At 54.2% G+C, this 21865-nt stretch carries 20 protein-coding genes; 7 read left to right on the top strand and 13 right to left on the bottom strand.

Annotated elements, in window-relative coordinates; all coding sequences use genetic code 11:
- Positions 1 to 181: 181 nt before the first annotated feature.
- The 3 genes from CPH65_RS18160 to CPH65_RS18145 form a co-directional block, all read right to left on the bottom strand.
- Positions 182 to 1390, bottom strand: coding sequence for a response regulator (locus tag CPH65_RS18160; protein ID WP_096175159.1), 1209 nt, complete (start codon positions 1388 to 1390; stop codon positions 182 to 184).
- 29 nt (positions 1391 to 1419) lie between these two features.
- Positions 1420 to 2112, bottom strand: a complete 693-nt coding sequence (locus CPH65_RS18155) for a hypothetical protein (protein WP_096175158.1) — start codon at positions 2110 to 2112, stop codon at positions 1420 to 1422.
- Between the two features lie 433 nt (positions 2113 to 2545).
- Entirely contained in the window at positions 2546 to 3766 is a 1221-nt protein-coding gene (locus CPH65_RS18145) for an ATP-binding protein (protein ID WP_096175156.1), read from the bottom strand.
- A gap of 735 nt (positions 3767 to 4501) precedes the next feature.
- Between CPH65_RS18145 and CPH65_RS18140 the strand changes: the two genes are divergently transcribed.
- The 3 genes from CPH65_RS18140 (at position 4502) to CPH65_RS23990 (ending at position 6351) form a co-directional block, all read left to right on the top strand.
- On the top strand, positions 4502 to 4846 hold the full coding sequence (locus CPH65_RS18140) for a helix-turn-helix transcriptional regulator (protein WP_096175155.1): 345 nt from the start codon (positions 4502 to 4504) through the stop codon (positions 4844 to 4846).
- Positions 4839 to 5876 carry a permease gene (locus CPH65_RS18135; protein ID WP_096175154.1) on the top strand — a complete coding sequence of 346 codons (1038 nt, stop codon included), beginning with the start codon at positions 4839 to 4841 and terminating at the stop codon, positions 5874 to 5876. The genes CPH65_RS18140 and CPH65_RS18135 overlap by 8 nt, the downstream gene beginning before the upstream one ends.
- A gap of 199 nt (positions 5877 to 6075) precedes the next feature.
- The gene (locus CPH65_RS23990; protein WP_157747781.1) at positions 6076 to 6351 is read left to right on the top strand and encodes a hypothetical protein; all 276 of its coding nucleotides are present in this window, start codon (positions 6076 to 6078) and stop codon (positions 6349 to 6351) included.
- Between the two features lie 296 nt (positions 6352 to 6647).
- Here the strand turns inward: CPH65_RS23990 and CPH65_RS18125 are convergent, their stop codons facing one another.
- The 8 genes from CPH65_RS18125 to CPH65_RS18090 form a co-directional block, all read right to left on the bottom strand.
- The gene (locus CPH65_RS18125; RefSeq protein ID WP_096175152.1) at positions 6648 to 7715 is read right to left on the bottom strand and encodes a BMP family ABC transporter substrate-binding protein; all 1068 of its coding nucleotides are present in this window, start codon (positions 7713 to 7715) and stop codon (positions 6648 to 6650) included.
- Positions 7716 to 7885: 170 nt separating this feature from the next.
- Complete coding sequence (locus tag CPH65_RS18120; protein WP_096175151.1) at positions 7886 to 8806, bottom strand: ABC transporter permease; 921 nt, start codon at positions 8804 to 8806, stop codon at positions 7886 to 7888.
- A complete protein-coding gene (locus CPH65_RS18115) occupies positions 8806 to 9891 on the bottom strand; it encodes an ABC transporter permease (RefSeq protein WP_096175150.1) in 1086 nt (361 codons plus the stop codon). The genes CPH65_RS18120 and CPH65_RS18115 overlap by 1 nt, the downstream gene beginning before the upstream one ends.
- Positions 9881 to 11470, bottom strand: coding sequence for an ABC transporter ATP-binding protein (locus tag CPH65_RS18110; RefSeq protein WP_096175149.1), 1590 nt, complete (start codon positions 11468 to 11470; stop codon positions 9881 to 9883). The genes CPH65_RS18115 and CPH65_RS18110 overlap by 11 nt, the downstream gene beginning before the upstream one ends.
- 349 nt (positions 11471 to 11819) lie before the next feature.
- On the bottom strand, positions 11820 to 12722 hold the full coding sequence (locus CPH65_RS18105; protein ID WP_096175148.1) for a LysR family transcriptional regulator: 903 nt from the start codon (positions 12720 to 12722) through the stop codon (positions 11820 to 11822).
- Positions 12723 to 12913: 191 nt separating this feature from the next.
- A complete protein-coding gene (locus CPH65_RS18100) occupies positions 12914 to 13678 on the bottom strand; it encodes a TerC family protein (RefSeq protein WP_096175147.1) in 765 nt (254 codons plus the stop codon).
- A gap of 90 nt (positions 13679 to 13768) precedes the next feature.
- Entirely contained in the window at positions 13769 to 14470 is a 702-nt protein-coding gene (locus tag CPH65_RS18095; protein WP_096175146.1) for a phosphatidylcholine/phosphatidylserine synthase, read from the bottom strand.
- A gap of 48 nt (positions 14471 to 14518) precedes the next feature.
- On the bottom strand, positions 14519 to 15571 hold the full coding sequence (locus CPH65_RS18090) for a DUF2182 domain-containing protein (protein WP_197703886.1): 1053 nt from the start codon (positions 15569 to 15571) through the stop codon (positions 14519 to 14521).
- Between the two features lie 133 nt (positions 15572 to 15704).
- Here CPH65_RS18090 and CPH65_RS18085 point away from each other — a divergent pair, with 133 nt between their 5' ends.
- Entirely contained in the window at positions 15705 to 16940 is a 1236-nt protein-coding gene (locus CPH65_RS18085) for a UbiH/UbiF family hydroxylase (protein ID WP_096175145.1), read from the top strand.
- A gap of 26 nt (positions 16941 to 16966) precedes the next feature.
- Here the strand turns inward: CPH65_RS18085 and CPH65_RS18080 are convergent, their stop codons facing one another.
- Positions 16967 to 17917 carry an AEC family transporter gene (locus tag CPH65_RS18080; RefSeq protein ID WP_096175144.1) on the bottom strand — a complete coding sequence of 317 codons (951 nt, stop codon included), beginning with the start codon at positions 17915 to 17917 and terminating at the stop codon, positions 16967 to 16969.
- Positions 17918 to 18138: 221 nt separating this feature from the next.
- On the opposite strand from CPH65_RS18080, the gene CPH65_RS18075 reads away from it, so the two are divergent.
- The 3 genes from CPH65_RS18075 (at position 18139) to hspQ (ending at position 20752) form a co-directional block, all read left to right on the top strand.
- On the top strand, positions 18139 to 19011 hold the full coding sequence (locus tag CPH65_RS18075; RefSeq protein WP_157747780.1) for a lysophospholipid acyltransferase family protein: 873 nt from the start codon (positions 18139 to 18141) through the stop codon (positions 19009 to 19011).
- A 169-nt stretch (positions 19012 to 19180) separates the two neighbouring features.
- Positions 19181 to 20221, top strand: coding sequence for a CoA ester lyase (locus CPH65_RS18070; protein WP_096175142.1), 1041 nt, complete (start codon positions 19181 to 19183; stop codon positions 20219 to 20221).
- A gap of 198 nt (positions 20222 to 20419) precedes the next feature.
- The gene (gene hspQ, locus CPH65_RS18065; protein WP_172891546.1) at positions 20420 to 20752 is read left to right on the top strand and encodes a heat shock protein HspQ; all 333 of its coding nucleotides are present in this window, start codon (positions 20420 to 20422) and stop codon (positions 20750 to 20752) included.
- Positions 20753 to 20873: 121 nt separating this feature from the next.
- Here hspQ and CPH65_RS18060 read toward each other — a convergent pair whose 3' ends face one another.
- Entirely contained in the window at positions 20874 to 21521 is a 648-nt protein-coding gene (locus CPH65_RS18060; protein WP_197703885.1) for an invasion associated locus B family protein, read from the bottom strand.
- Between the last annotated feature and the right edge of the window lie 344 nt (positions 21522 to 21865).

The following is a 21865-nucleotide window of genomic DNA, read 5'->3' as shown; positions in this document are numbered from 1 at the left end:
ATGGTTGATGTCGACGATCCGCAAGCGCCGGACAGTTTCAAGATCATCTGATCAAACATGTCATGATGATGCGGCCGGTTTCAACCGCCTCAGTCAGCGAGATCGGACAAACCTATGCAAAAAGGCGATGGCAAGAAGAGCCGCTCTCGTTGCGATCAGCCCTATGCGTCCTTGAATGCATTCAGTTCAGGAGGTCCTGATTGAGGGGGATACGGCACCTGATTTCCAGATTCTCGCCTGATTTGCCGATATTCCAACTGCCCCTGAGCTTATGGAGCATGCTTTCGGCGACTAAGAGGCTGCCAGTTCGCTCCGAGCCGAACAGGTTCGCAAACTGAATGGCACTCGGGATATCAAGCTCGTAGTTGCTGACTTCCGGGTCCTCGCTATTTCCGAACTCGGAGATATAGATCTCCAGATGCTCCGGGCCCAGCTCGTAGCTGACCGAGACATCGGACTGTTCTTCAGCATAGCGCAAAGCCCCCCGCAACAGCACCGTCAACAACTCCTTCAGCAGCCGGTCATCGCTCAGAATGATCGAATCCGCGATCTGCTCATAGAAGCTGAGTTGCTTTCCAACCTGTTCGGCTTCGATACGGCAATCCTCAACCGCTTCGGCCAAAAGGGTGCTGACATCGAAAGGTCTTAGGTTGAGATCTCCCGCGCTTTGACGCGAGGTCATTCCAAGTTGGACGTAGGAGGTTTCGTTTCTCAGTTCCGACATGCGATCAATGGCTTGGGACAGCAAATGCTCAACAGTTTCGACGTCGCCGGATTTCAAGGCGTTTAGTGCAAGTGCAGCAAAGCCGTGTGAGCTGTCCAGCATGTTGCGCAGATGCTTGGTCCAGTCGGCGATCTTCTCGGCATCCAGCAACCGTTGGTCCCGCACTGACTGGGTTTTTGACGCTGCCTGCACAATGTTGCGCAACATGAGCTCCAACGTCTGTTTCGAGAGCTCTTGCTTGGCCAGAAACAGATCGGCCCCGGATTGCATGCTCACTTCCTGAAATGCCTGATCATCAAGGGAGGACATCACCACGATGGTGCTGGAGCCTTTGCAGGCATCATTAAGGCTTTCGAGCAGGGAAACCGATGATTCCTCGCCCATCCAATAGTCCAGAAGATAAAGGTCAAACCGCTCGTCGGTGCAGATGCTTCTGGCTTCTTGCAGAGTATGTGCCGACTTTATATCGAGCTGGAAGCCGGTCATTTGCTGCAAGAGCCAGCTGACATATCGGCGGTCGATCGGATCGTCATCAAGCAGAAAACAGGACAGCTGGATGGCCATACCCGACGACGCTGCATCAGGTGTTCCACCGATTGGTGCGTTGGCGCTCCCGTCTTTCCATGCGGCGCACATGATCAGACCTCCGTGATCGTATTGAACCATTCCGTTGACCCTAGGAAAAAAACAATCGTCTATAAATACAGATTCATGGAAAGCTCATTATTGTTGTTCGTGTGCAGAAAAATCTTCCAACCCAGACGGTCTGCCAATTGTGAGCTTTCAATAATAGCGAGACTTTGAAGTAGATCTCCTCGCGCAAATGTCGAAAGCTCGAGCAAAGACATTTTGTTAGGTATTTCAAGAGGAAAATCAGGAATTCTTAGCATCAGACCAAGACTCGAATGCACATCTTCATTGAGCTTGAGACTTGCATTTTCTATCTGACCAGACCCAAGGGGCAGAAAGAAATTCTGGAAGAGATTGTAAAAAAAAATTGAAAAGAGTTCCGGGTCTGTCCAAATCGAAGGGGCATTATCGATCTTTAGAAGGTTTGGTGGAAGCTTTGAGTCGATTTCAATCTCTTCCAGAAGACAGTCGAGTTCGATCTGCTGCATGTTCAATTCACGTAAGAACGCATTGGACAGGGAGCGCACCGAGTTAACAAGGTGGGCCATGGTTGAGGCGCGTTCACGCATCATGATTAGCGACTTAAGGGATTCTTCGTCCAGCTTGTCCGCGTTGTCCTCAAGGATGATTTCCGAGAGTTGTGAAATCTGGCGGATTGGTGCCTTCAGATCATGGGTGATCCGTCTTGTAAGATCATAATAGAATGAGTTGTCGCCAATTGTCTTTCTGCCGTCCGTCATATTGTTCCGCCGATTCATGCCACCCCTCCAATCTGGACTTGGAATGGTGTGGTGAAAGCCTCGTCACGTCAACCTCGGGCTTTGCAGCCGCTTCGGTCTATTGCTATGATTTGCAGGAAGGTTTGTCTCTTCGCATGACCTGTTCCCATACGAAGGGTTCAAATGCCTTTGTCAGACATTTGCAGTTTTGCACTTCGGACCGGGCTAGATATCAAAATTGATCACAGGTCCTGCAGGGGATTGAAGCGATCGATATCCGGTCAGAGCTGCTGTCGATCTTCAAAGTCATCGACAAACGCAAGGACATGATCCTTGGAGTTTTAAGAGCTCTTTTGACAAGGAAGATGTCTGCAACGGCATCCTCAACCAACAGGCCTGTGGTGGTTTTGTTTTGATTTGCAGCCAAAGTTTGCACAAGTCGCTTTTGGGTGTGCGACGTCGCGAACCGTTATCAGCCAATCACCAACATGCGTAGGGTAACGCAGGTTCCATCAGCAGGATAGCTCTTGATTTCCATTTCGCCATCATGGCAGGACATGATTTTGTCGACGATGGGAAGTCCCAATCCCGTTCCGTCCTGAGACTGATGGATCGGTAGCCTGACGCGACCATAGGGGGTTCTGGCCAGCTCTATGTCGTCTTCGCTCATGCCGATGCCATTGTCTTGAACTCTTACCATGGCTTCGCTGTCCGTCGTCGTTACGCGGATATTGACCTCGCCTCTTTCCGGCGTGTATTTTATGGCGTTGGATAGAATATTGACGATGGCCTGCGTCATCAGCGAGCTTTTGCACGCGATGTAGATCGGCTCGTCGGGCGCGTGAAGTCTGACTCTTATGTTCTTCTGCTCGGCAAAGATGCGCAACAAATCCATGCCCTTTCGAGCGATGTCTATCAGGTCCGCTTTTTCAAATTCGGTGCGCATTTCTTCAAGCGCGTCGCCGTTGGACAAGACGATATTGTTAATGACTTCGAGCAAATGCAGGCCACCTGACATGATGCGGACTGCAAATTCCTGATAGCGCGAGGGGACCGACAAATCGAGCGTGTTTTGTGAGATCAGTTCGGCATAGCCGAGGATTGCGTTGAGCGGGGTTCTCAGATCATGGCCCATGCTGGCATAGAAGTGATCTTTAGCCTCGTTTGCCTCGCGCAACTGCTCAATCGTTTTCTTGAGTTCACTCTTCAGACCCTGCGTGTGTTGAGCGCTGCGGAAGGTTGTCTCCATAAGCACCGGGCTCAGGTGATCCTTGTTGATGCAATGCACGACGCCTGCTTTGAGCGCAATTTTCTGGATATCTTCTCCTGGCATCCCGGTGAGCAGGATGAGGGCAGCGTTTGACTCTTCGCCACCAAAGACATTGATGACCGGCACTCCGGTCTCCATGCCAAGGCAGAAATCAATCAGGACGATGTCATAGTCTGTCCTTTGAGCAGCGAGCTGCGCCTCTCTCAAGTCACATGCTCGATCGATTTCCGGTTCATAGGAATCCAGTTGCAGGAGAACCTTGCGGGTAATGCGAAAGTCGAGATCATCGTCTTCAACGACGAGTACCTTTGTCTTCGGTTTGAATTGATCTGCTTCGACAATCAATACATTCCGCTGTTCGACTTCACTTTGAGCAAAACCTGCTTCTAACACATTGCTCCGTGCTGTATTTGCAGACCGCATGGAAATGTCTCCTTGGATTGAAATACACACGAATTGACAAAATGCGCTGTAGAGCGATTCTTTCGATTTCTTTGAATTGTTAATAGAATACTAACATGCAGTTCGCCTGTTTCAAACTCTCAATTGTAAGATCATCTAAATAAAACCTGAGGAACTGCCGTTTGACTTCAATTACTTACGGGCATGCTTGATAATAAATTTTGATAAACTCTGGCCAATACTCGACAAAAATATCCACTTTTAATTGTACAAAATTCATTTTCTACTTTGTTTGAGATTGTCCAATATAGGCCGCGTAATGCAGACCTTAAGTTGCGCTCAATATTGTGCTAAAATTATGAAATGATTCATTCATGGAGATGGACGATCCATAATTCACTTTGATTTGGTTCGTCACATGCTCACTTTCGAGACCTTCTAATTAGGCTGCATCCCTTAGTACAAAGGGATGGGGTGCGTGGGATATTTGCGTCCAGTTTTCTTCTCTTGTTCCATTTTGTTCCTTTTTTGTTTTGTACAGCTGATGCTAGTATACCGTAACGTCATATGCGTTATGTGGTCTCATGGCGAGGTCTTGACCTCTTTGAAAACTGAAGAGACCTGCGTCTGACATTGGCGCAGATATGGAATCCTGACCGAGAGAGATACAATCATAGGATGGTGAATGGGTGTATCTTGACATTCTCAAAAGAAACTATAAAACTAGTTATATAGATTCACACAAAGGAGATGAGGATGAAAATCGAACTGGCTGCTCAGGGATTTGCCTCCATGGGATCGGAAGCGCGGCTCACCGTATTGCGCTGTCTTGTCCGTGCAGGTGAATCCGGTCTCAGTATTGGTGATATTCAGGACCGAACACGAATCGCGCCATCAACGCTCGCCCATCATCTCAAATTCCTCACCGGAGCGGAGTTGGTGCAGCAGGAAAAGCAGGGGCGGACAATCATCAACCGGGCCAACTTCGAACGGTTGCGTCTTCTCGCCTCCTTCATTCTGAGCGAATGCTGTGCCGATACGGTCGACCTCAGCGCGCTTGGCGACTTGACTTCCAATGATAACGAGGACCGGCATGGCTGATACCTCTCTCTTGCGTTCAGGTGGTCGGGACTTGCTTGCCGCGATCAGAACCCCTTGGACCGTCGTCATATTGGCACCAATGCTTGTTGCCTTGCTCGACAGTGCAAGCTTCGTGCCGGTGATCAGCATCGCCGTGCGGGCCTTTGTTGGCACGCTTCCCGTCATCGTTTTTGCCGTGCTGTTGATTGCCTATCTCAAGGCTGCGGGCGCTGAGGCTATGGTTGCCGAGGCCTTCAAGGGTAAGGAAGTGCGGATGATCTTTCTGGCCGCCCTGCTCGGCGGGCTCGCTCCCTTTTGCTCCTGTGAGGTTATTCCCTTCATTGCGGGGCTTCTGGCGCTTGGCGCGCCCTTGTCGGCGGTGATGGCCTTCTGGCTGTCTTCGCCACTCATTGATCCCCCGACCCTCCTCATCACCGCATCCGCGCTCGGCTGGCCGTTTGCCGTGGGCAAGGCCGTAGCAGCGGTTGCTTTGGGCCTGTTTGGCGGATTTGTGGTGCTTCAATTGTTGCGCATGGGCCTGTTTGGCGATCCACTCAAGCAGAATACGGTCGGCTGTTCGTCCTGCGGCTGTGGCCCCTCCCCGTTTAGCGGCAAGCCACAGTGGGCCTTTTGGCACGAAGAGGCGCGCGTGACGACATTCCGCCAAGAAGCCAAAAGCAATGCACTCTTCCTGATCAAGTGGCTCGCCCTTGCCTATGTCCTTGAGGGGCTGCTTATCACCTATGTGCCGGCAGAGTTCATCGCCGGAATTGTCGGAGGGGAAGGATTGTTCCCCATTGGCATCGCGGCCCTTGTGGGCATTCCGGCCTATCTGAACGGCTACATTGCACCGCCCCTTCTTGCCGGGCTTATGGAGCAGGGCATGGGGTCTGGTGCGGCCATGTCGTTCATGGTGGCTGGTTCTGTCAGCTCCATTCCGGCAATGACGGCGGTGTGGTCCCTGGTCAAGCCCGGCGTCTTTGCGGCCTATCTCGGTCTGGGTGTGTTTGGTGCGATCCTGTCCGGCGTGTTGTTCGAGTTTCTGGTCTGATGGACATGATTGGAGCAATGCCCCTTGCAGCAAAGCAGAAGTTTTTTGTTTCTTGAGGAAGCAAAAATCTTTCCACTTGAATGGCGAGGAGTTCTGTGGATAGGCGTGACTAGAATTTAATTACTACCAGTTACGTCTGTCCAGTGGCATTTTTATGGGTGTCCTTATGAATTGAAGCAAAACCTTGCTCCCAGCCGTTATGGTTTCCACTGTTGCTTCGCTTTGCATCGTCCCGGCAGAAGCACAATGGATGAAAAACCACCGGCCAGCGATGAGAGAGGTGAAGAAAATGAGGCGAGCTGGCATGATGCCCGCTTCGATGTTCTGCTGCAATTCTCCCAAAGCGGGGTCATTGCTCAAGCCTGAAGTGAGCTTTAAAACCAAGAAGAACACGGAAAATCAGGCATGGGTCGTTTTCGCCTATTTTGGTGATCTGGACTGGAAGCCCGGCGGCGTCGGTCAGAAGCAGATGTAGCGAAAGCTCTATGGCAAGCGCATTGGTGCTTCGGGCAGCGGGAAAACTTTCAATTGTTCGCTATGGGGCGGGCCGAAGGGATCGTTGAAAGCCATGAAAAACACGCGCTATTGGGCACAGTCGGGCGGGAGTGTGGTTAGCATGAGATAGCAGGTGTGATACCGCAATTTGCGGAAACATTGATATCTGATTGCTTTGGCCGGGGTTGATGTGGCCACGAAAAAGCCCCCTGAGATGTGCATCTCAGGGGGCTCTTTTTTTTGGAAAATGCCGAAGCATTCGAATGCTGTTGAGGCTTATTCGGGCACTTTGCCGTCAACACCTTTGACGTACCAGTTCATGCCCAGGAGCGTGCCGTCGTCAAGGGTTTCGCCTTCGCCGATGACCTGCGTGCCGTCCTGTTTGAAGATCGGGCCATTGAAGGGATGCAGTTCGCCGGATTTGATGGCAGCTTCGGTTTCCATCGCCATTTTGGCAACGTCTTCGGGCATGTTGGTGAAGTCGGCCATGTGGACCATTTCAGCGTCAAAGCCACCCCAGGTGTCTTCGGACTTCCAGGTGCCATCAAGAACCGCCTGAACGCGGGAAATATAATAATCATCCCAGTTGTCGACAATCGCGGTGAGCTGGTTGTCAGGAGCGAACTTGATCATGTTGGACGCCTGACCGAAACCATAGACGCCGCGCTCTGCTGCGATCTGCAGGGGCGCTGCTGAGTCAGTGTGCTGGGCAATGATGTCAGCGCCCTGATCGATGAGAGCTTTGGCAGCGTCTGCTTCCTTGCCCGGGTCGAACCAGCTGTTGACCCAAACGATTTTGACTTTCATGTCCGGATCGATGGATTGTGCACCGAGCATGAAGGCGTTGATGCCGCGGATCACTTCCGGGATCGGGGTTGAGCCGATGTAGCCGATGGTTTTCGACTTGGACATCTTGGCGGCAATCTGGCCAATGACGTAGCGGCCTTCATAGAAGCGTGCGGCATAGGTGGAGACGTTGTCGGAGCGTTTGTAGCCAGTGGCGTGCTCGAACTTCACATCCGGATATTTCTTCGCGACCTTGAGGGTCGGGTTCATGTAACCGAAGGAGGTGGTGAAGATGAGGTCGGCGCCATCGCGGGCCAGTTTCTCGATGACGCGTTCGGCGTCAGGGCCTTCGGAAACGCTCTCGACAAAAACGGTTTCAACCTTGTCGCCGAACTTCTTTTCGACTGCAAGGCGACCCTGATCGTGCTGATAGGACCAGCCCATGTCACCGACTGGGCCGACATAGATGAAGCCGACCTTGACCGGGTCAGCGGCCTGTGCCATCGCGGCAGTCAGACCAAGTGCTACAGCTGCAGCCGCTGCGAATAGCTTACGCATTTGTTGCATCCCTCTTCGTTGGTGGATCCGCTTGTGCGGATCGATTTTGATTGTCTGTGTGATGCATGTCCCGAAAGTTATGTTCCCGGGAGATGCTTCCGATGATCCACCTTGCCAGAAAGGCAGATCATCCGGTTCAAGAAACCGCCGGATACCGGCAGCGTAACCCACTAGCGGTCTGGCACAAAAGCCTGACCAAGGCATGAGGGGGTGTTGATCCGTGCGACCGATCTGTTCCGTGAAATGATGACAAGGGCCAGAATGGTCGCCAGATAAGGCAATGCCGCCAGAAACTGGGTGGGGATAGCCCACCCTGCCCCTTGGGCATGGTACTGAAGAATTGAGACGGTGCCAAACAGATAAGCACCAACGATGATGCGTCCGGGCAACCAGGACGCAAAGACAACAAGAGCCAGTGCGATCCAGCCGCGTCCGGCGGTCATATTCTCGATCCAGAGCGAGGTGTAGACAAGCGACAGATAGGCACCGGAAAGCCCGCAACACAAGCCGCCGAACAAAACTGCAAAATAGCGTACCTTGATGACATCATACCCAAGCGCGTGCGCCGAATGGTGGTTTTCTCCGACCGCTCTGAGGATCAGCCCCCAGCGAGACTTGAATAAGAGCCAGCTCACGCCGACAACGAGCGCCAGCGAGAGATAGAACAGAATATCCTGCGCGAACAGGCTCTTGCCAACCACAGGCAGGTCCGACAAAAACGGAATGTCGATCGTGGGCAACTTGATGCCCGGTGTTCCGACGAAATGCTCGCCAATCATGCCTGACAGACCAAGGCCGAGCAACGTCAGGGCAAGTCCGGTTGCAACCTGATTGGCCACCAGCGTCAGGGTCAGAAAGCCGAACAACAGGGACATGGCGATGCCGCCAAACATGCCCGCCAGAACGCCTAGATAGGGGTTGCCCGTAACCAGTGACGTTGCAAAGGCACACACCGCGCCCATGATCATCATGCCTTCGACACCAAGATTGAGAACGCCAGACCGCTCGGTCACCAACTCGCCAATTGACGCCAGCAACAGCGGCGTTGAGGCCGTGATAATCGAAATCAGCAATGCTTCTGCGAATTCCATCAGGCGGCCTCTTTCTTGTTTGCCTTGCTGGTAACAAGACGAATGCGATAGTGGATGAGCGTGTCGCAAGCGAGCACATAGAAGAGAAGGATGCCCTGAAAGGCCTTGGAGGTCTTCTCGGACACGCCGAGCTCAACCTGAGCGGCTTCTCCGCCGATATAGGACAGGGCCAGCAAGAGACCGGCAAGGATCGCACCGAGCGGATTGAGACGCCCCAGAAAGGCAACGATGATCGCGGTAAAGCCATAGCCGGGCGAAATGGTCGGGCGCAACTGGCCGATGGGGCCTGCGACTTCGATGATGCCGGCAAGACCGGCCAGCGCACCCGAGACCACGAAGGCAAAGGTCGTCATGCGTTCTCGGGAGAAACCCGCGAACTTGCCTGCCCGCGGTGTGACGCCGAGCACCTTGATTTCGAAGCCTTTGAGTGTCCGCGCATACAGAACGAAGACGGCGACGGCTGCGAGGATCGCAAACAGCGCGCCAATATGCATCCGGCTGCCCGCAATCAGGCTGGGCGCGGTGGCGGAATCACTGAACAGAAGGCTTTCGGGGAAGTTGTAACCATCGGGATCCTTCCATGGACCGCGCACCAGATAGTCCAGCATCAACAGAGCGACATAGGAAAGCATCAGGCTGGTAAGGATTTCGTTGGCACCAAACCGGTTCTTGAGCACGGCCGGGATATAGGCAAACATCCCACCACCAGCAGCGCCAAGCGCGAGCATGACGGGAAAGACCAGCGGATCCTGCCATCCGGGCATCATGACCGGCACGATTGCTCCGCATATGGCGCCGACTGTGAATTGGCCTTCGGCTCCGATGTTCCAGTTGTTGGAGCGATAGCAGATCGTCAGGCCGACACCGATCAGAACAAGCGGAGAGGCTTTGACCACCAGTTCCTGAAGGCTCCACGGATCAAGCAGGGGTTCGACGAAATAGACGAAAAGGGCCTCTGCAGGATCAAAGCCGAGGAGCGCGAAGATTACGGCTCCCGTGATGACGGTGAGAAAAATGGCCAGCACCGGTGACATCAGCGCCATGGTTTTAGACGAAGCTGTGCGTTTTTCCAGTTCAAGATGCATGAGCACCTCCCGAGTTCGCGCCGTCCGTGCTCGGGATGGAGGCTGAGGCGGTCTTGTGCGGGTCTTCTCCATGTACGCCGCCCATCAGCAGACCGACTTTTTCAAGGGTCATGATCTCTGCCGGATCCGCCGGTGACATGGTGCCCTGATTGATCACTGCGATACGGTCGGCGATTTCGAAGATTTCATCAAGATCCTGCGAGATGATCAGCACGGCAGCACCTTCGCGTGCAAGATCGAGCAGGGATTGACGAATGAGTGCCGCAGCTCCGGCATCGACGCCCCATGTGGGTTGAGAAACAACAAGTACGCTGGGATTGCGGTCTATCTCACGGCCCACGACAAATTTCTGCAAGTTCCCGCCGGAGAGGCTGCCAGCCTGCGGGTCGGGCTCACCCTTGCGAACATCAAAGTTGCTGGAAATCCGTTTTCCGATCTCTCCTGCCTGGGTGCGCTTGAGAAAAACACCGCGTCTTGTCAGACCCTTGTCCGAGCCATGGCGAGTCAGCAGGACATTCTCAGAAAGGCTGAGCCCGGGCACAGCGGCATGGCCCAGACGCTCTTCCGGCACGAATGCCGCGCCAAGATTGCGGCGTGCCGTCACACTTTTCGTGCCAACCGGCTCGTCGTTGATCACGACGGCATCGGGCAGAACCTCGCGCTCACCGGAGAGCGCGTCGAACAATTCGGACTGGCCATTGCCTGCGATGCCTGCGATGGCGACGACTTCGCCGCCCCTGACTTCCAAAGAAATATCCTTCAGTTCGACAGAAAACGGACCAGCCGGAACCAGATCAAGCCGATCTAGACGCAGGCGAACGGGCGCGCGTGACAGGTCGGGTTTGATCCGTTCCACCGCCTGAACATTCGTTCCCACCATCAGGGTGGCAAGGGACGAGGCCGTCTCTTCGGACGGTGTGCAATGGGCAACCAGCTTGCCATGACGCAGGATGGTGGCCGTGTCGCAGATCCGTTGCACCTCTTCGAGGCGATGGCTGATATAAAGGATGGACTTTCCTTCGGAGGCCAGACGCTCGAGCGTTTCGAACAGCAGTTCGGTCTCCTGCGGTGTGAGAACCGATGTCGGCTCGTCCATGATGATCAGTTCGGGCTCCTGCAGCAGGCAGCGAACGATCTCAATGCGCTGGCGCTCGCCAACGGACAGGTCGGCAACCAGATTGGTGGCGGTTAGCGGCAGGCCGTAGTTTCTCGAAACGGTCTCGATCCGCTTGGCCAGATCAGACATTTTCTGGCCCTTTGGCATGGCAAGGGCAATGTTCTCAACCACTGTCAGGCTGTCAAACAGGGAAAAATGCTGGAACACCATGCCGATGCCAAGCTTGCGGGCCTCGGACGGATCGGACAGGTTGACCGCTTGCCCTTTCCAAAAAATCTGGCCCTCCGTGGGAGACAGAGAGCCATAGAGCATCTTCACGAGGGTGGATTTGCCAGCGCCGTTTTCTCCCAGCAAAGCGTGAATTTCGCCTGGCTGGACCAAAAGGTCCACAGAGTCGTTGGCAAGGAGGCTTCCAAAGGCTTTGGTGAGGCCTCTTGCCTCTAGTAGGGGCTCATTTGTCATGTCGACCTGTCTGACAAAGATGAACTTGTTGGGGGACTGTCGCTTATTGCATCTCGTGCATTTGCTGGCGATTCAACCGCAGCCTTGCTGCTCCAACCCACCCGCAAAACGGCGCCATTGTCCCCTGTGACGTATCTTACGGTCATGTTTAAGTGACATCTCAGCGACAATCCATATGGAACTCACGCAAGCTTGCAAAAATAGTAAGCTTATGCCGAGCTTTTATGCTCGCAAATTGAGCAAAAAGCGCATTTGTGCTCAAATCGTGATCAGTGCCCGGGTGACTGGTCTCAAAACGAGAGTGATCAACCCATATCCGATGACTAAGGATTCTTGCGGTGTCTATAAATCAGTCAATGGTGAGATCCTGCCCGAACAAATCGGAGAAGAACTGATTGGCATGGGTGAGAAACATCGCCGGGGCCAGCTTGAGCTGACGCTGTTGATGAGTGACGATGGACAGGCGATTGTGTTGCAGCTGTTCATCGGTCAGGGGAATGAACACCAGTTCCGATTGATCCATGGTGTCGGTCAGGCCGATCCGAGTCTGAAAGCAAAGGCCCAGATTGCGTGCGGTCAGGCGACGCATCATGTGCAGGGTGCTGACTTCTGCGAAGATTGATGGCTCAGTCGATGTATCTGAAAGCAATTTGTCGATTGCGGTGCGCAGGGATAGTCCTTTTGAAGGCAGGATGATCGGATACTGCAGGCAGTCCTCGAAGGAACAGGCGCTCTGCCGCGTCAGGGGATGGGCTTTGGGAGCAACCGCCCCGATCTCGAAAGCGTGGGAAAAGTTGTTTGCCAGTTGAGCATCGTCGGGCGGATCGAACGTGAATCCGATGTCCGCTTCCGAGTCGAGGACCTGCCGCGCTATCTTGTCAGAATGGGTGACCTGGATGCGCAACTGGATATCGGGATAGGCCTTGCCGAACGAGGCAGCAAGATCGGACAGCAATTCTGTCGCGACGCTTTCAACGCTGGCGATGCGGACGATCCCGCGTTTAAGGCCTCTGAGTGCATCAAGCTCCGATGCCGTCTGTTCGAAATCTTGCAGAACGTGCTTGACGTGGCGCAGCAGAATGTCCCCGGCAGGGGACAGTTGCAAACGCCGCCCTACCCGCTCGAACAAAGGCATGCCCAGACTGTCCTCCAGCCAGAGGATCTGGCGATTGACGGCGGATGAGGCCACATTCAGTTCGCGGCTGGCGGCGCGAATGGCTCCATGCTCCGCAACGGCAGCAAAATACCGCATGGCGGGCGAATATAACAGGCGTGCGCGGTCCAGGATCTCACTCCTTGATCATTTCGGGCTTGCTCAGAGCTTGGCATATTCAACAGGTCTAAACAAGCGGGGGCTTTATGGCGTTTATGGAAAAAAGTAAAGAAATCATGGCGCTTGACGGATTCGGAAGATAATCGAGGCGGCTATGCAAACTTGAGCCGTCATGCGGCATCAATGTGATTTTTCTGCATGGCCAGTTTGCGTCTACGGTGGGCGTCCAATGCAAAGATGTTCAGAATTTCGACCAGCACGGCAAAGCCCATCATCGCATAGATGTATCCGCGCGGAATATGCATGCCGACGCCATCGCCAACCAGAGCAAAGCCGATCAGCATCAGAAACGATAGAGCCAGCATCTTGGTGGTCTTGTGCCGCTCGATGAAATGGGCAATCGGGCCCGAGGCTGCATACATGACGGCCATGGCAATGACCATCGCGGTGATCATGACTTCAACGTGCTTGGCCATGCCAATGGCGGTGACGATCGAGTCAATCGAGAAGACCAGATCAATGATGACGATCTGAAGGATCGCAGCTCCGAACACCATCTCCGCCTTGCCTGTTCGGATCTTGGTCTCGTCGCTTTGAGAAAACTCGACTTCGAGATGGATCTCTGCCAGTGCCTTGTAGATGAGGAACAGGCCGCCGGCGATCATGATCAGGTCCCGCCAAGAGAAGGCAAGGTCAAACAGCGTGAAAACCGGCTCGGTCAAACCGATGAGCCACGTCAGTGCAAGCAGAAGGGCGATGCGGAACACCAGCGCCAGCAGAATACCAATGGCGCGTGCGCGCTTGGCCATATCGGCTGGCAGTTTGCTGACAAGCACAGAGATGAAGACCACATTGTCGATGCCCAGAACGATTTCCATAGCCGTCAGGGTCAGAAGACTGGCAAGAATGGTTGGGTCTAACAGGTTTTGGAACATTGTGCCGTCCTGATTGGCTGGATGTGACCGGCCCGCCGCACTTTGTGCAGCGGATCGCAGAAGCTCAATCTAGGCGAGCCGGAGATCCAATCAAGAGGCTGGGGACTTTGACTTGCGCATATATTGCAAAATCATCCCAACAAAGAAGAAATAAGCGCCGGTGAGGACAAGAATGCCCTTGTCGAGGGACGTGGCGCTCATGTCCGCAAAAATCACGCGCATGGAAATAGCCAGCCAGACAAAGGTCAGCGCGATGGAAATCCATCTGAGCTTTTTCACCCGGACCGGGTGGACAAAGTCGAGCGGCACAAATTGCGCGATTGCTAGAAGTATGATGATCACCCCGGCGATCCCGGTGGGCACCTGAAACACGAACAGATAGAAGACCACACAGTTCCAGACAGCGGGAAATCCGAGAAAGGCGTTGTTGTCGGTTTTCATGCTGTCGTCGGCGAAGTAGAGCCCGCCAGTCAGAACGATGACAAAACCAAGCAGATAGCCGTAGATCTCGGGGAAGTAGCCCGAATGCACCAGTGCAAAGGCGGGAATGAAGACATAGGTCGCATAGTCGATGACGAAATCGAGGCTGGACCCGTCCCAGCTGGGATAGCGTTTCTTGAGCTCGAAGTGGCGGGCCAGAGGACCGTCAATGGAATCGATTACCTGAGCTGCGATGAGCCAGAGGAACATGTCACTCCATTGCCGATTGGCCACAGCGATGGTGGCCAAGAGCGCAAAACATGCGCCTGATGCCGTTAGGAAATGGATGAGAAAGGTTAGTTTATTGCGCATTGACGAACTGACAGCTTTCGCTCTTAAGATACGTTGCCTGTGGCTTTATCACAAGCCCAACAGGGTTCGGCCGGCGGGAGAGATGGATAGAACGAGCAGTCCCCACATGATCAGGAAAAGACCAATCCCTCTGGTCACCCATGGATTGGGAACAACTTTCTCGATCCCCATCAACAGGCCCAGTATGGCCATCCATATAACATTCATGACGCCAACGGCGAACATGACCACCATCAGCGCCCAAGTGCATCCGGTACAAAAGAAGCCCTGCTCCAGCCCCATAACGTAGGAGCCGGCAAAGGATCGAAAGTATCCCTGCTCGGAACGCCGGTTGAAATATGGGAATGGCAGTTGACAGCGCAAAAGGCAAGCCTGTTTTGCAGGTGTAAACTGGTAAAATCCCGCCAACAATAGGGTTGAGGCAGAAAATACCATGGATGCGGGTGCCATTACCGATGACATTGCCTGTATCTCGGTCAGTCCCCACTGCGCCAACGTTGCGACCAATGCAAAGCTGATCCAGACACTCAGATAGCCCAGCGCCAGCAACAGAACGGAAAACGGGCCGACCGGTTCGCCCCGCCCTTCGCGCACGCTGGCGTAGCTCTTGAGGATCGGAGCTGCGGTGGGCAGCATCATCGCGATGGCCATCATCACCCACATGCCAAAGACGATCATCAGATCCTCGATACCCCATGCGCCAAGACTGGGCATGCCGAAATGCCCCAGAGCTGCCGACGGAGCACAAACCGCAGCAATGAAGGCGCGTGTCGTGGCATCGAGGCTTTCAAATCCGTTAAAGACATTGAAGGCCGACATCCCCGGCCCCAGGGAACGCATGTCCATGTCGGGCGCCATGTCGATAACCATGGCGACCAGATAGGTCCAGGCGAACAGCGAGGCAACGGCAATGGCCAGAAATAGCACGATGCGGGGCTTTTTCTCGGCGCGTGCGAGATCCGGATGTTCGGCGCGAAACCGCTTCATCTGGTCTTGAAGTTGCTTGGCATTGCTGTTGTCAAAGAAGTCGTTGAGAAATGTCATCCGCTCAGGCACCGTTGGCGTATCAGGATTAGTCAGAGCATTTGGCGCAAAATCCATCCCATTCGCAAGCCCAACAATGTCAGATGTGCTGGAATGTCTCAGATAAATTGGGTATAGCCATTGCGAGTTCGGATCGCTAGAGCTTTTTTCAAAAGGCGAAAATCAAAATCAACACAGGCAAGAGAACACCATGAGCAACGAGCGCGAGATAGACATTGCCATCGTCGGTAGCGGGCCGGCGGGTCACGTGGCAGCCCTCCAAATGGCGCGACTTGGCTTCTCTACGGTGTTGATTGGCCCTGCGCATGCAGGCACGGATGGACGTACAACCGCTCTCCTTGGCAGTTCAGCGCAATATCTCGAGAGCCTTGGTTTGTGGGATGCTGTCCGTGCACGCGGGCAGGCCTTGCGCGTGATGCGGCTCGTTGATGATACCGGACGGCTGTTTCGTGCTCCGACAACCGAATTTGACAGCTCGGAAATTGGTCTTGAGGCCTTTGGCTACAATATTGACAACAATTTGCTGGTCGAGGCGCTGGATGAGGGCCTTGAGGGGATCGATTCATCGCTTTTGCATCAGGATCAGCAATTTGCCAAATCGGTCGAACTCCATGATGACCATGCTCTCATCGAAATGGCAGACGGATCGGCGTGGCGCGCGAAGCTGGCCATTGCAGCCGATGGGCGCAAGTCTTTGGTCAAGGACGCCGCAGGCATCGAGATGCGCAAGTGGGGCTACCCCCAAGCCGCCATGGTGGTCAATCTCTCCCACCCTTCCACGCCGCACGGCAACGCTTCGACGGAGTTTCACACGCCTACCGGTCCCTTTACCCTTGTTCCCTACCGGGATGGCCGAACGTCCAGCCTTGTGTGCGTTGTAACGTCCGAGACAGCGGAGCGCTTGAAGGCGATGGACAAGGACGCTCTTGAGGCCGAACTGGAACGACGGGCCCATTCCATCTACGGGGCTTTCGAGTTGGCAAGTGAGCCGCAGGTCTTTCCGCTCTCGGGCATGGTCGCCAAGGCCTTTCATGGCAAGCGTGCTGCCATGATCGCGGAAAGTGCGCATGTCTTCCCGCCCATTGGGGCACAGGGGCTCAATCTGTCCTTGAGAGACATTGAGGCGCTCGCCAAGGCCATAACCTCTCAAGGTGAGCAGGACGGCACAAGAGACCCCGGCAGTGATCAGGTGCTGTCCTCTTATGGCAGCGCAAGGCTTGCTGATATCTGGTCGCGAACCGCAGGGGTGCATATGCTCAATATGTCCCTTCTATCCTCCCTGCCCTTCGGGCAAGGCGCAAGAACCGCCGGGCTGGCACTGGCCAACATGGTGCCGCCCTTACGCAAGTTCATGATGAAAGCGGGACTGGATGCGCCGACACGGATCGGCAAACTGGGCAATGCTCTGCGAAAATCCGATCTCTGAACGCACAGGCAGAGAAGACGGGCCATTTAGACCGGCAACAGGTTTTGCGTGATGAGATAGAGAAAGAGCGTCACGGTAACGATGGAGGCGATCGTTCCGACCATCACAGCCGATGATGCCCGTTCCACATAGACATTGTATTGTTGGGCGATGATGAAGACATTGGCCGCTGGCGGGAGACAGGCCATCAGCACCGCTGTCTGGACCCATGCCGGAGGAATGCCGCCAACGGTCTTGAGCAGCAGAAACAGCAGCAGCGGGTGTAGCAACAGCTTGATCGGTAGGAGCACCGAAAGCTCCACGGGTACCCGCTTGAGCTTTCTGAGGCCAACATTCACCCCCATGGCAAACAGGGCACAGGGCGCTGCCGCGTTGGAGAGATGCTCCAGCATGGTGTTGATCCAAGTCGGTGGCTGAACCTTCAGAGCCGCGGCAAGCACCGCGATGATTGTCGCCAGAACGAAGGGATGGAGAAACACTTTCCTGAGGACCAGAATGATCAGTTCCCGCCAGTTCTTGTTGTCCGTCCCGGCCAGTGCCATGAAGATCGGGATCAGGGTGAACAGCAGCATCGAATCAAAACAGAAGATGAGCGCCGTCGGTACGGTTGCCGCCGGTCCCAGTGCTGCAAGGGTCAGCCCCGGTCCCATGTAACCGATATTGGAGTAGCTACCTGCCAGCCCCTGTATGGTTGCCTCTGCCATGTTGCCACCTGAGCGCCAAAGACCAAAGGCAAAAGCCAGAATGAACATGAGGTAGGTCATGGTCGTCGTTGCCAGAACGAAACTCCAATTGCTCAATTCCTCAAGTGGCGTGCGGGAGATCAGCCGGAAGAAGAGCGCCGGCAAAGCGATATAGACAACGAAGAAATTGAGCCAACTGAGCCCGGCTTCCGGCAAGTCGGCAATCTTGCCAGACAGGAAGCCCAGAACGATGAGGCCGAAGAAGGGCAAGGCCAGTGTAAAAACGTCGCTCATATTGTACTCGAATGGGTCTTTGGGGTTGGGCGCGATGTGCTCTGGCGTTTGACAGCATGAATTCTGTCTGTTGCGCAAGGCCCGTGTCTTTCAAAACGCGAGGATATGCAATGAAACCTTGTTTCACAGGTCTCTCACCTGTCCACATCAAGCGTTGCGCTTTGATCCAAGTGAGATTAAACGGGAGAACACCTGCCCCCGACCCGACCTTGCGAGCATCAATGCGAAAGATCACTCTTACCCACAGACTGGAGTATGCGGTCCTCATCACCGTGGTGTTCCTGTTGCGTGCCATGCCGTTGTGGATGGCGTCCGGCCTGATGGGGTGGTGCTGGCGCATGGTGGCGCCCAGACTGTCACGGCAGAAGCGGGCAATGGATCACTTGCGGCTCTGTTTCCCCAATAAGAGCGAAGACGAGCTCTACAGGCTCACCCTTGGCATGTGGGACAATCTGGGGCGGACCTTCGCGGAGAGTTTGCTGGCCGAGAAATTCATGCTTGCGGCGCATGATCTGGTCGAGATGCCCGAAGACATTACCGACCTTGTTGAGCGTATGCATGAAGTCGGTGGCGTGATCGTTTCCCTGCACTCCGGGAACTGGGAGCTCGGGGGCGTGCTTTCCGCCGCTTATGGCTTCAATTGCGCTGTGATCATCCAGAAGCTCAAGAACCCGCTGGTGCACGACTTCATGGTATCCCAGCGTGGCTCAACCTTCCGAGGCGGCATCTTTGCCAAGGGGGATAGAGCTGGTATGCGCATCATGAACACGTTGAAAGGTGGCATTCTTGCAGCCGTGATGGGGGATTTGCGCGATGGACGTGGTGTGACGATCCCATTCTTTGGCATGCCTGCCAAGACCAACCAGTTCGCCGCCCTGCTCGCCCGGCAACAGAATGTTCCGCTCGTGGCTGTGCGGATCCTGCGCACTGACGGCATTCACTTCAAGCTCGAGCTGACCGAGATTGATGTGCCGCGCACGGATGATGCCGATGGGGATATTCTAAAAGGCACCATGCGCATGACAGCCCAGTTCGAAGACTGGATTCGTGCGCACCCCGAGCAATGGATGTGGGCGCACAAGCGCTGGAGCTGATCGCTCTGTCCCATTTCACTCGTCGAAAATGCTTCTCTCAGGAGACTTGATCATCAGTCTTATTGCATTGCAGCAATTTTTGCGCTGCAAATAGACATGAAGTTCAAGTCGCGCCACGCAGCCATGCCATCAAGAGCAACAGTGCGCGCACCACCGGGGAGGAATAACCATGAAAAGCCCAAGTGCCTTCTACAAGCCGCTCGCAATCGGAGCGCCTGCTCCTTATCGGGAGAAACCGGTTCGGGTCGAGCGCATGATTCACTTTGTGCCGCCGCACATCGAGAAAATGCGCGCCAAAATCCCGGATATGATCGCCAAGGTGGACGTGATCCTTGGCAATCTGGAAGACGCGATCCCGGCCGATATGAAGGAAGAAGCAAGAAAAGGCTTTATCCGACTGGCGCAGGACAATGAGTTTGGTGAGACCGGGCTCTGGGCGCGCGTGAACTGCCTCAATTCGCCATGGCTGCTCGACGATATTACCGAGATTGTCGGAGCCGTTGGGGACAAGCTGGATGTGATCATGCTGCCCAAGGTCGAAGGGCCTTGGGACATCCATTATCTTGATCAGTTGTTGGCCCAGCTTGAAGCAAGGCATGCGGTAAGCAAGCCGATTCTGATCCATGCCATTTTGGAGACCGCCGAGGGCGTGAACAACGTCGAGGCGATCTGTGCTGCCTCCCCGCGCATGCATGGCATCTCTCTTGGTCCGGCGGATCTGGCAGCTTCACGGGGTATGAAAACCACAAGGGTCGGTGGCGGTCACCCCGGTTATCGGGTCTTGGCCGACCATGCCGAGGGTGTAGAACGCAGCTTTTATCAGCAGGATTTGTGGCACTATACCATCGCCAAGATGGTTGATGCCTGCATGGCCCATGGCTTGAAGGCATTTTACGGCCCGTTCGGCGACTTCTCCGATCTTGACGCCTGCGAAGCACAGTTCCGCAACAGCTTTCTGCTTGGTTGCATGGGCACCTGGACGCTCCATCCCAGCCAGATCGGCATCGCAAAACGGGTTTTCAGTCCCGAGGCCGATGAGGTGAAAATGGCGCTAAGGATCCTTGAAGCGATGCCGGACGGGAGCGGTGCGGTGATGATTGATGGCAAAATGCAGGATGATGCTACATGGAAGCAGGCCAAGGTGATTGTTGATCTAGCCCGGCAAGTGGCTGCAAAGGACCCTGAAATGTCCAAGATCTACGGGCTTTAGGAGCGATTGACGACTTGCGTTTCTGGCTGGATCTGAAAAGAAACTTGACTCTGCCTGCTCACCATGGCTTTTTGCGCCCCTTGTTTCCTCCCCTTCTGCATCTGTCTGCAATGGACATAGCTTGTCAGCCCAATCATATGTTAGGCTAGGCAGAACGGCCCTGGGAACAAAACAGAAAGGGTATCGGAGCCTGGTACAATGGCAGAAATGAAAACCGCAAAGTTCCAGATCGGTCAGATCGTGCGCCATCGGGTCTATTCGTTCCGAGGCGTGGTCTTTGACGTTGATGCGGAGTTTGCCAACTCCGAGGAATGGTATGATTCCATTCCTGAGGATGTGAGGCCGCGCCGTGACCAGCCCTACTATCACCTGTTCGCAGAGAATGACGATACGGAATATATCGCCTATGTCTCCGAACAGAATCTTCTCAGAGATGATAGTGGCGAGCCAATTCGGCATCCACAGGTGCGGCAAATCTTCAAGGGTATCAAGGAAGGCATCTATCAGCCTGAAGACGACCTCTTGAATTGAGACAGATAGGACAGTCCGACATCGAGAGCGGACAATCCGGAACGATGAATCAAAAAACCGCGATCAATTGGATCGCGGTTTTTTGATTCATGAAGCTTTTGCTCGTGGGCTGTGGTCAGCCCTATTGAGCGCCGTCTTCGGATTTTTTCTTCTGCTCAAGCAGTTTCTGGCGCTGCTCTTCAGCACGCTTGCGCAGCTGTTCCTGCAGCTTTTTCTGATCTTCTGCCGACTTCTGAATGTCGATCGGCTCGCCATCATAGGCAGCCGTGAAGCCGCTGAGGGTGAGATCGAAGCGAACGGGCTGTGCCTGCTGGTTGAGGGCAGTCACGGAAATGGTCGCGCCCTTCTTCATCTGCTCGATGTAATTTTCATCAACGGCCAGATCAGAGAAGCAGGCGTTGGGGAAGCAGATTGAGAAAGTGCCTTTAAGCTGTTTTCCCTTGTCGATTTGAACCGTCAGACCGTGGCGCAGGAGCATGCCGGGCGTAATCGCGATGACCAGTGCCTTGCGCTTCGCGCCTTCCAGTTCCCGCACCGAAATGGAGGCAAGGAACTGACCGGTTGAGGCTTTCTTTTCCTGGGTGATCGCGCAAAGCTGCTTCTGGCTTTTTTGATCCGTATTGCAGAATTTAAGCCAGTTTTTCACTTCTGGAACTGCGTTTGTATTGTCTTGAGCGTATGCGGACGGTGCCGCAAGCGAAACGAGCGCAATTGCTGCGGCTGCGGTAGCTGGCTTGATAAGTTTTAAAGCCTTGTCAATCATGACCATGAAAGAGAATCCCGATTTTTCATTCAATTTTGATTGGGAGGCGAAAGTCCCGAAATCTGGTTGTCAGTTCGATGGAACCGATATTGAAGCAATGGACATTGCACCACTGGCAAGACTGAGACGTAAGCCAACGTGAGCGATAAGCGAACAAAAGCCACTCATCCATCCAATAACAGACCCGAACCCCGTTGCGAACCTCTTCATTCACAATGAATTGGGCAGAATAGTGACTGCCGTAAGACTTCTACAGACTTGTTGCAAAAAATTCCAGTGCGCAGAAACGCTGTGTGGTCGTTTTCCCGCCTGTGTTAGATTTGTCAGCAAATGATTCTGAAGATGAAGTA

Origin of the sequence: Cohaesibacter sp. ES.047 (genome assembly GCF_900215505.1) — a bacterium.
Lineage (GTDB): Bacteria > Pseudomonadota > Alphaproteobacteria > Rhizobiales > Cohaesibacteraceae > Cohaesibacter.
The sequence above is the reverse complement of the archived record's forward strand: the minus strand, read 5'-3'. Positions and strand labels throughout refer to the sequence as shown.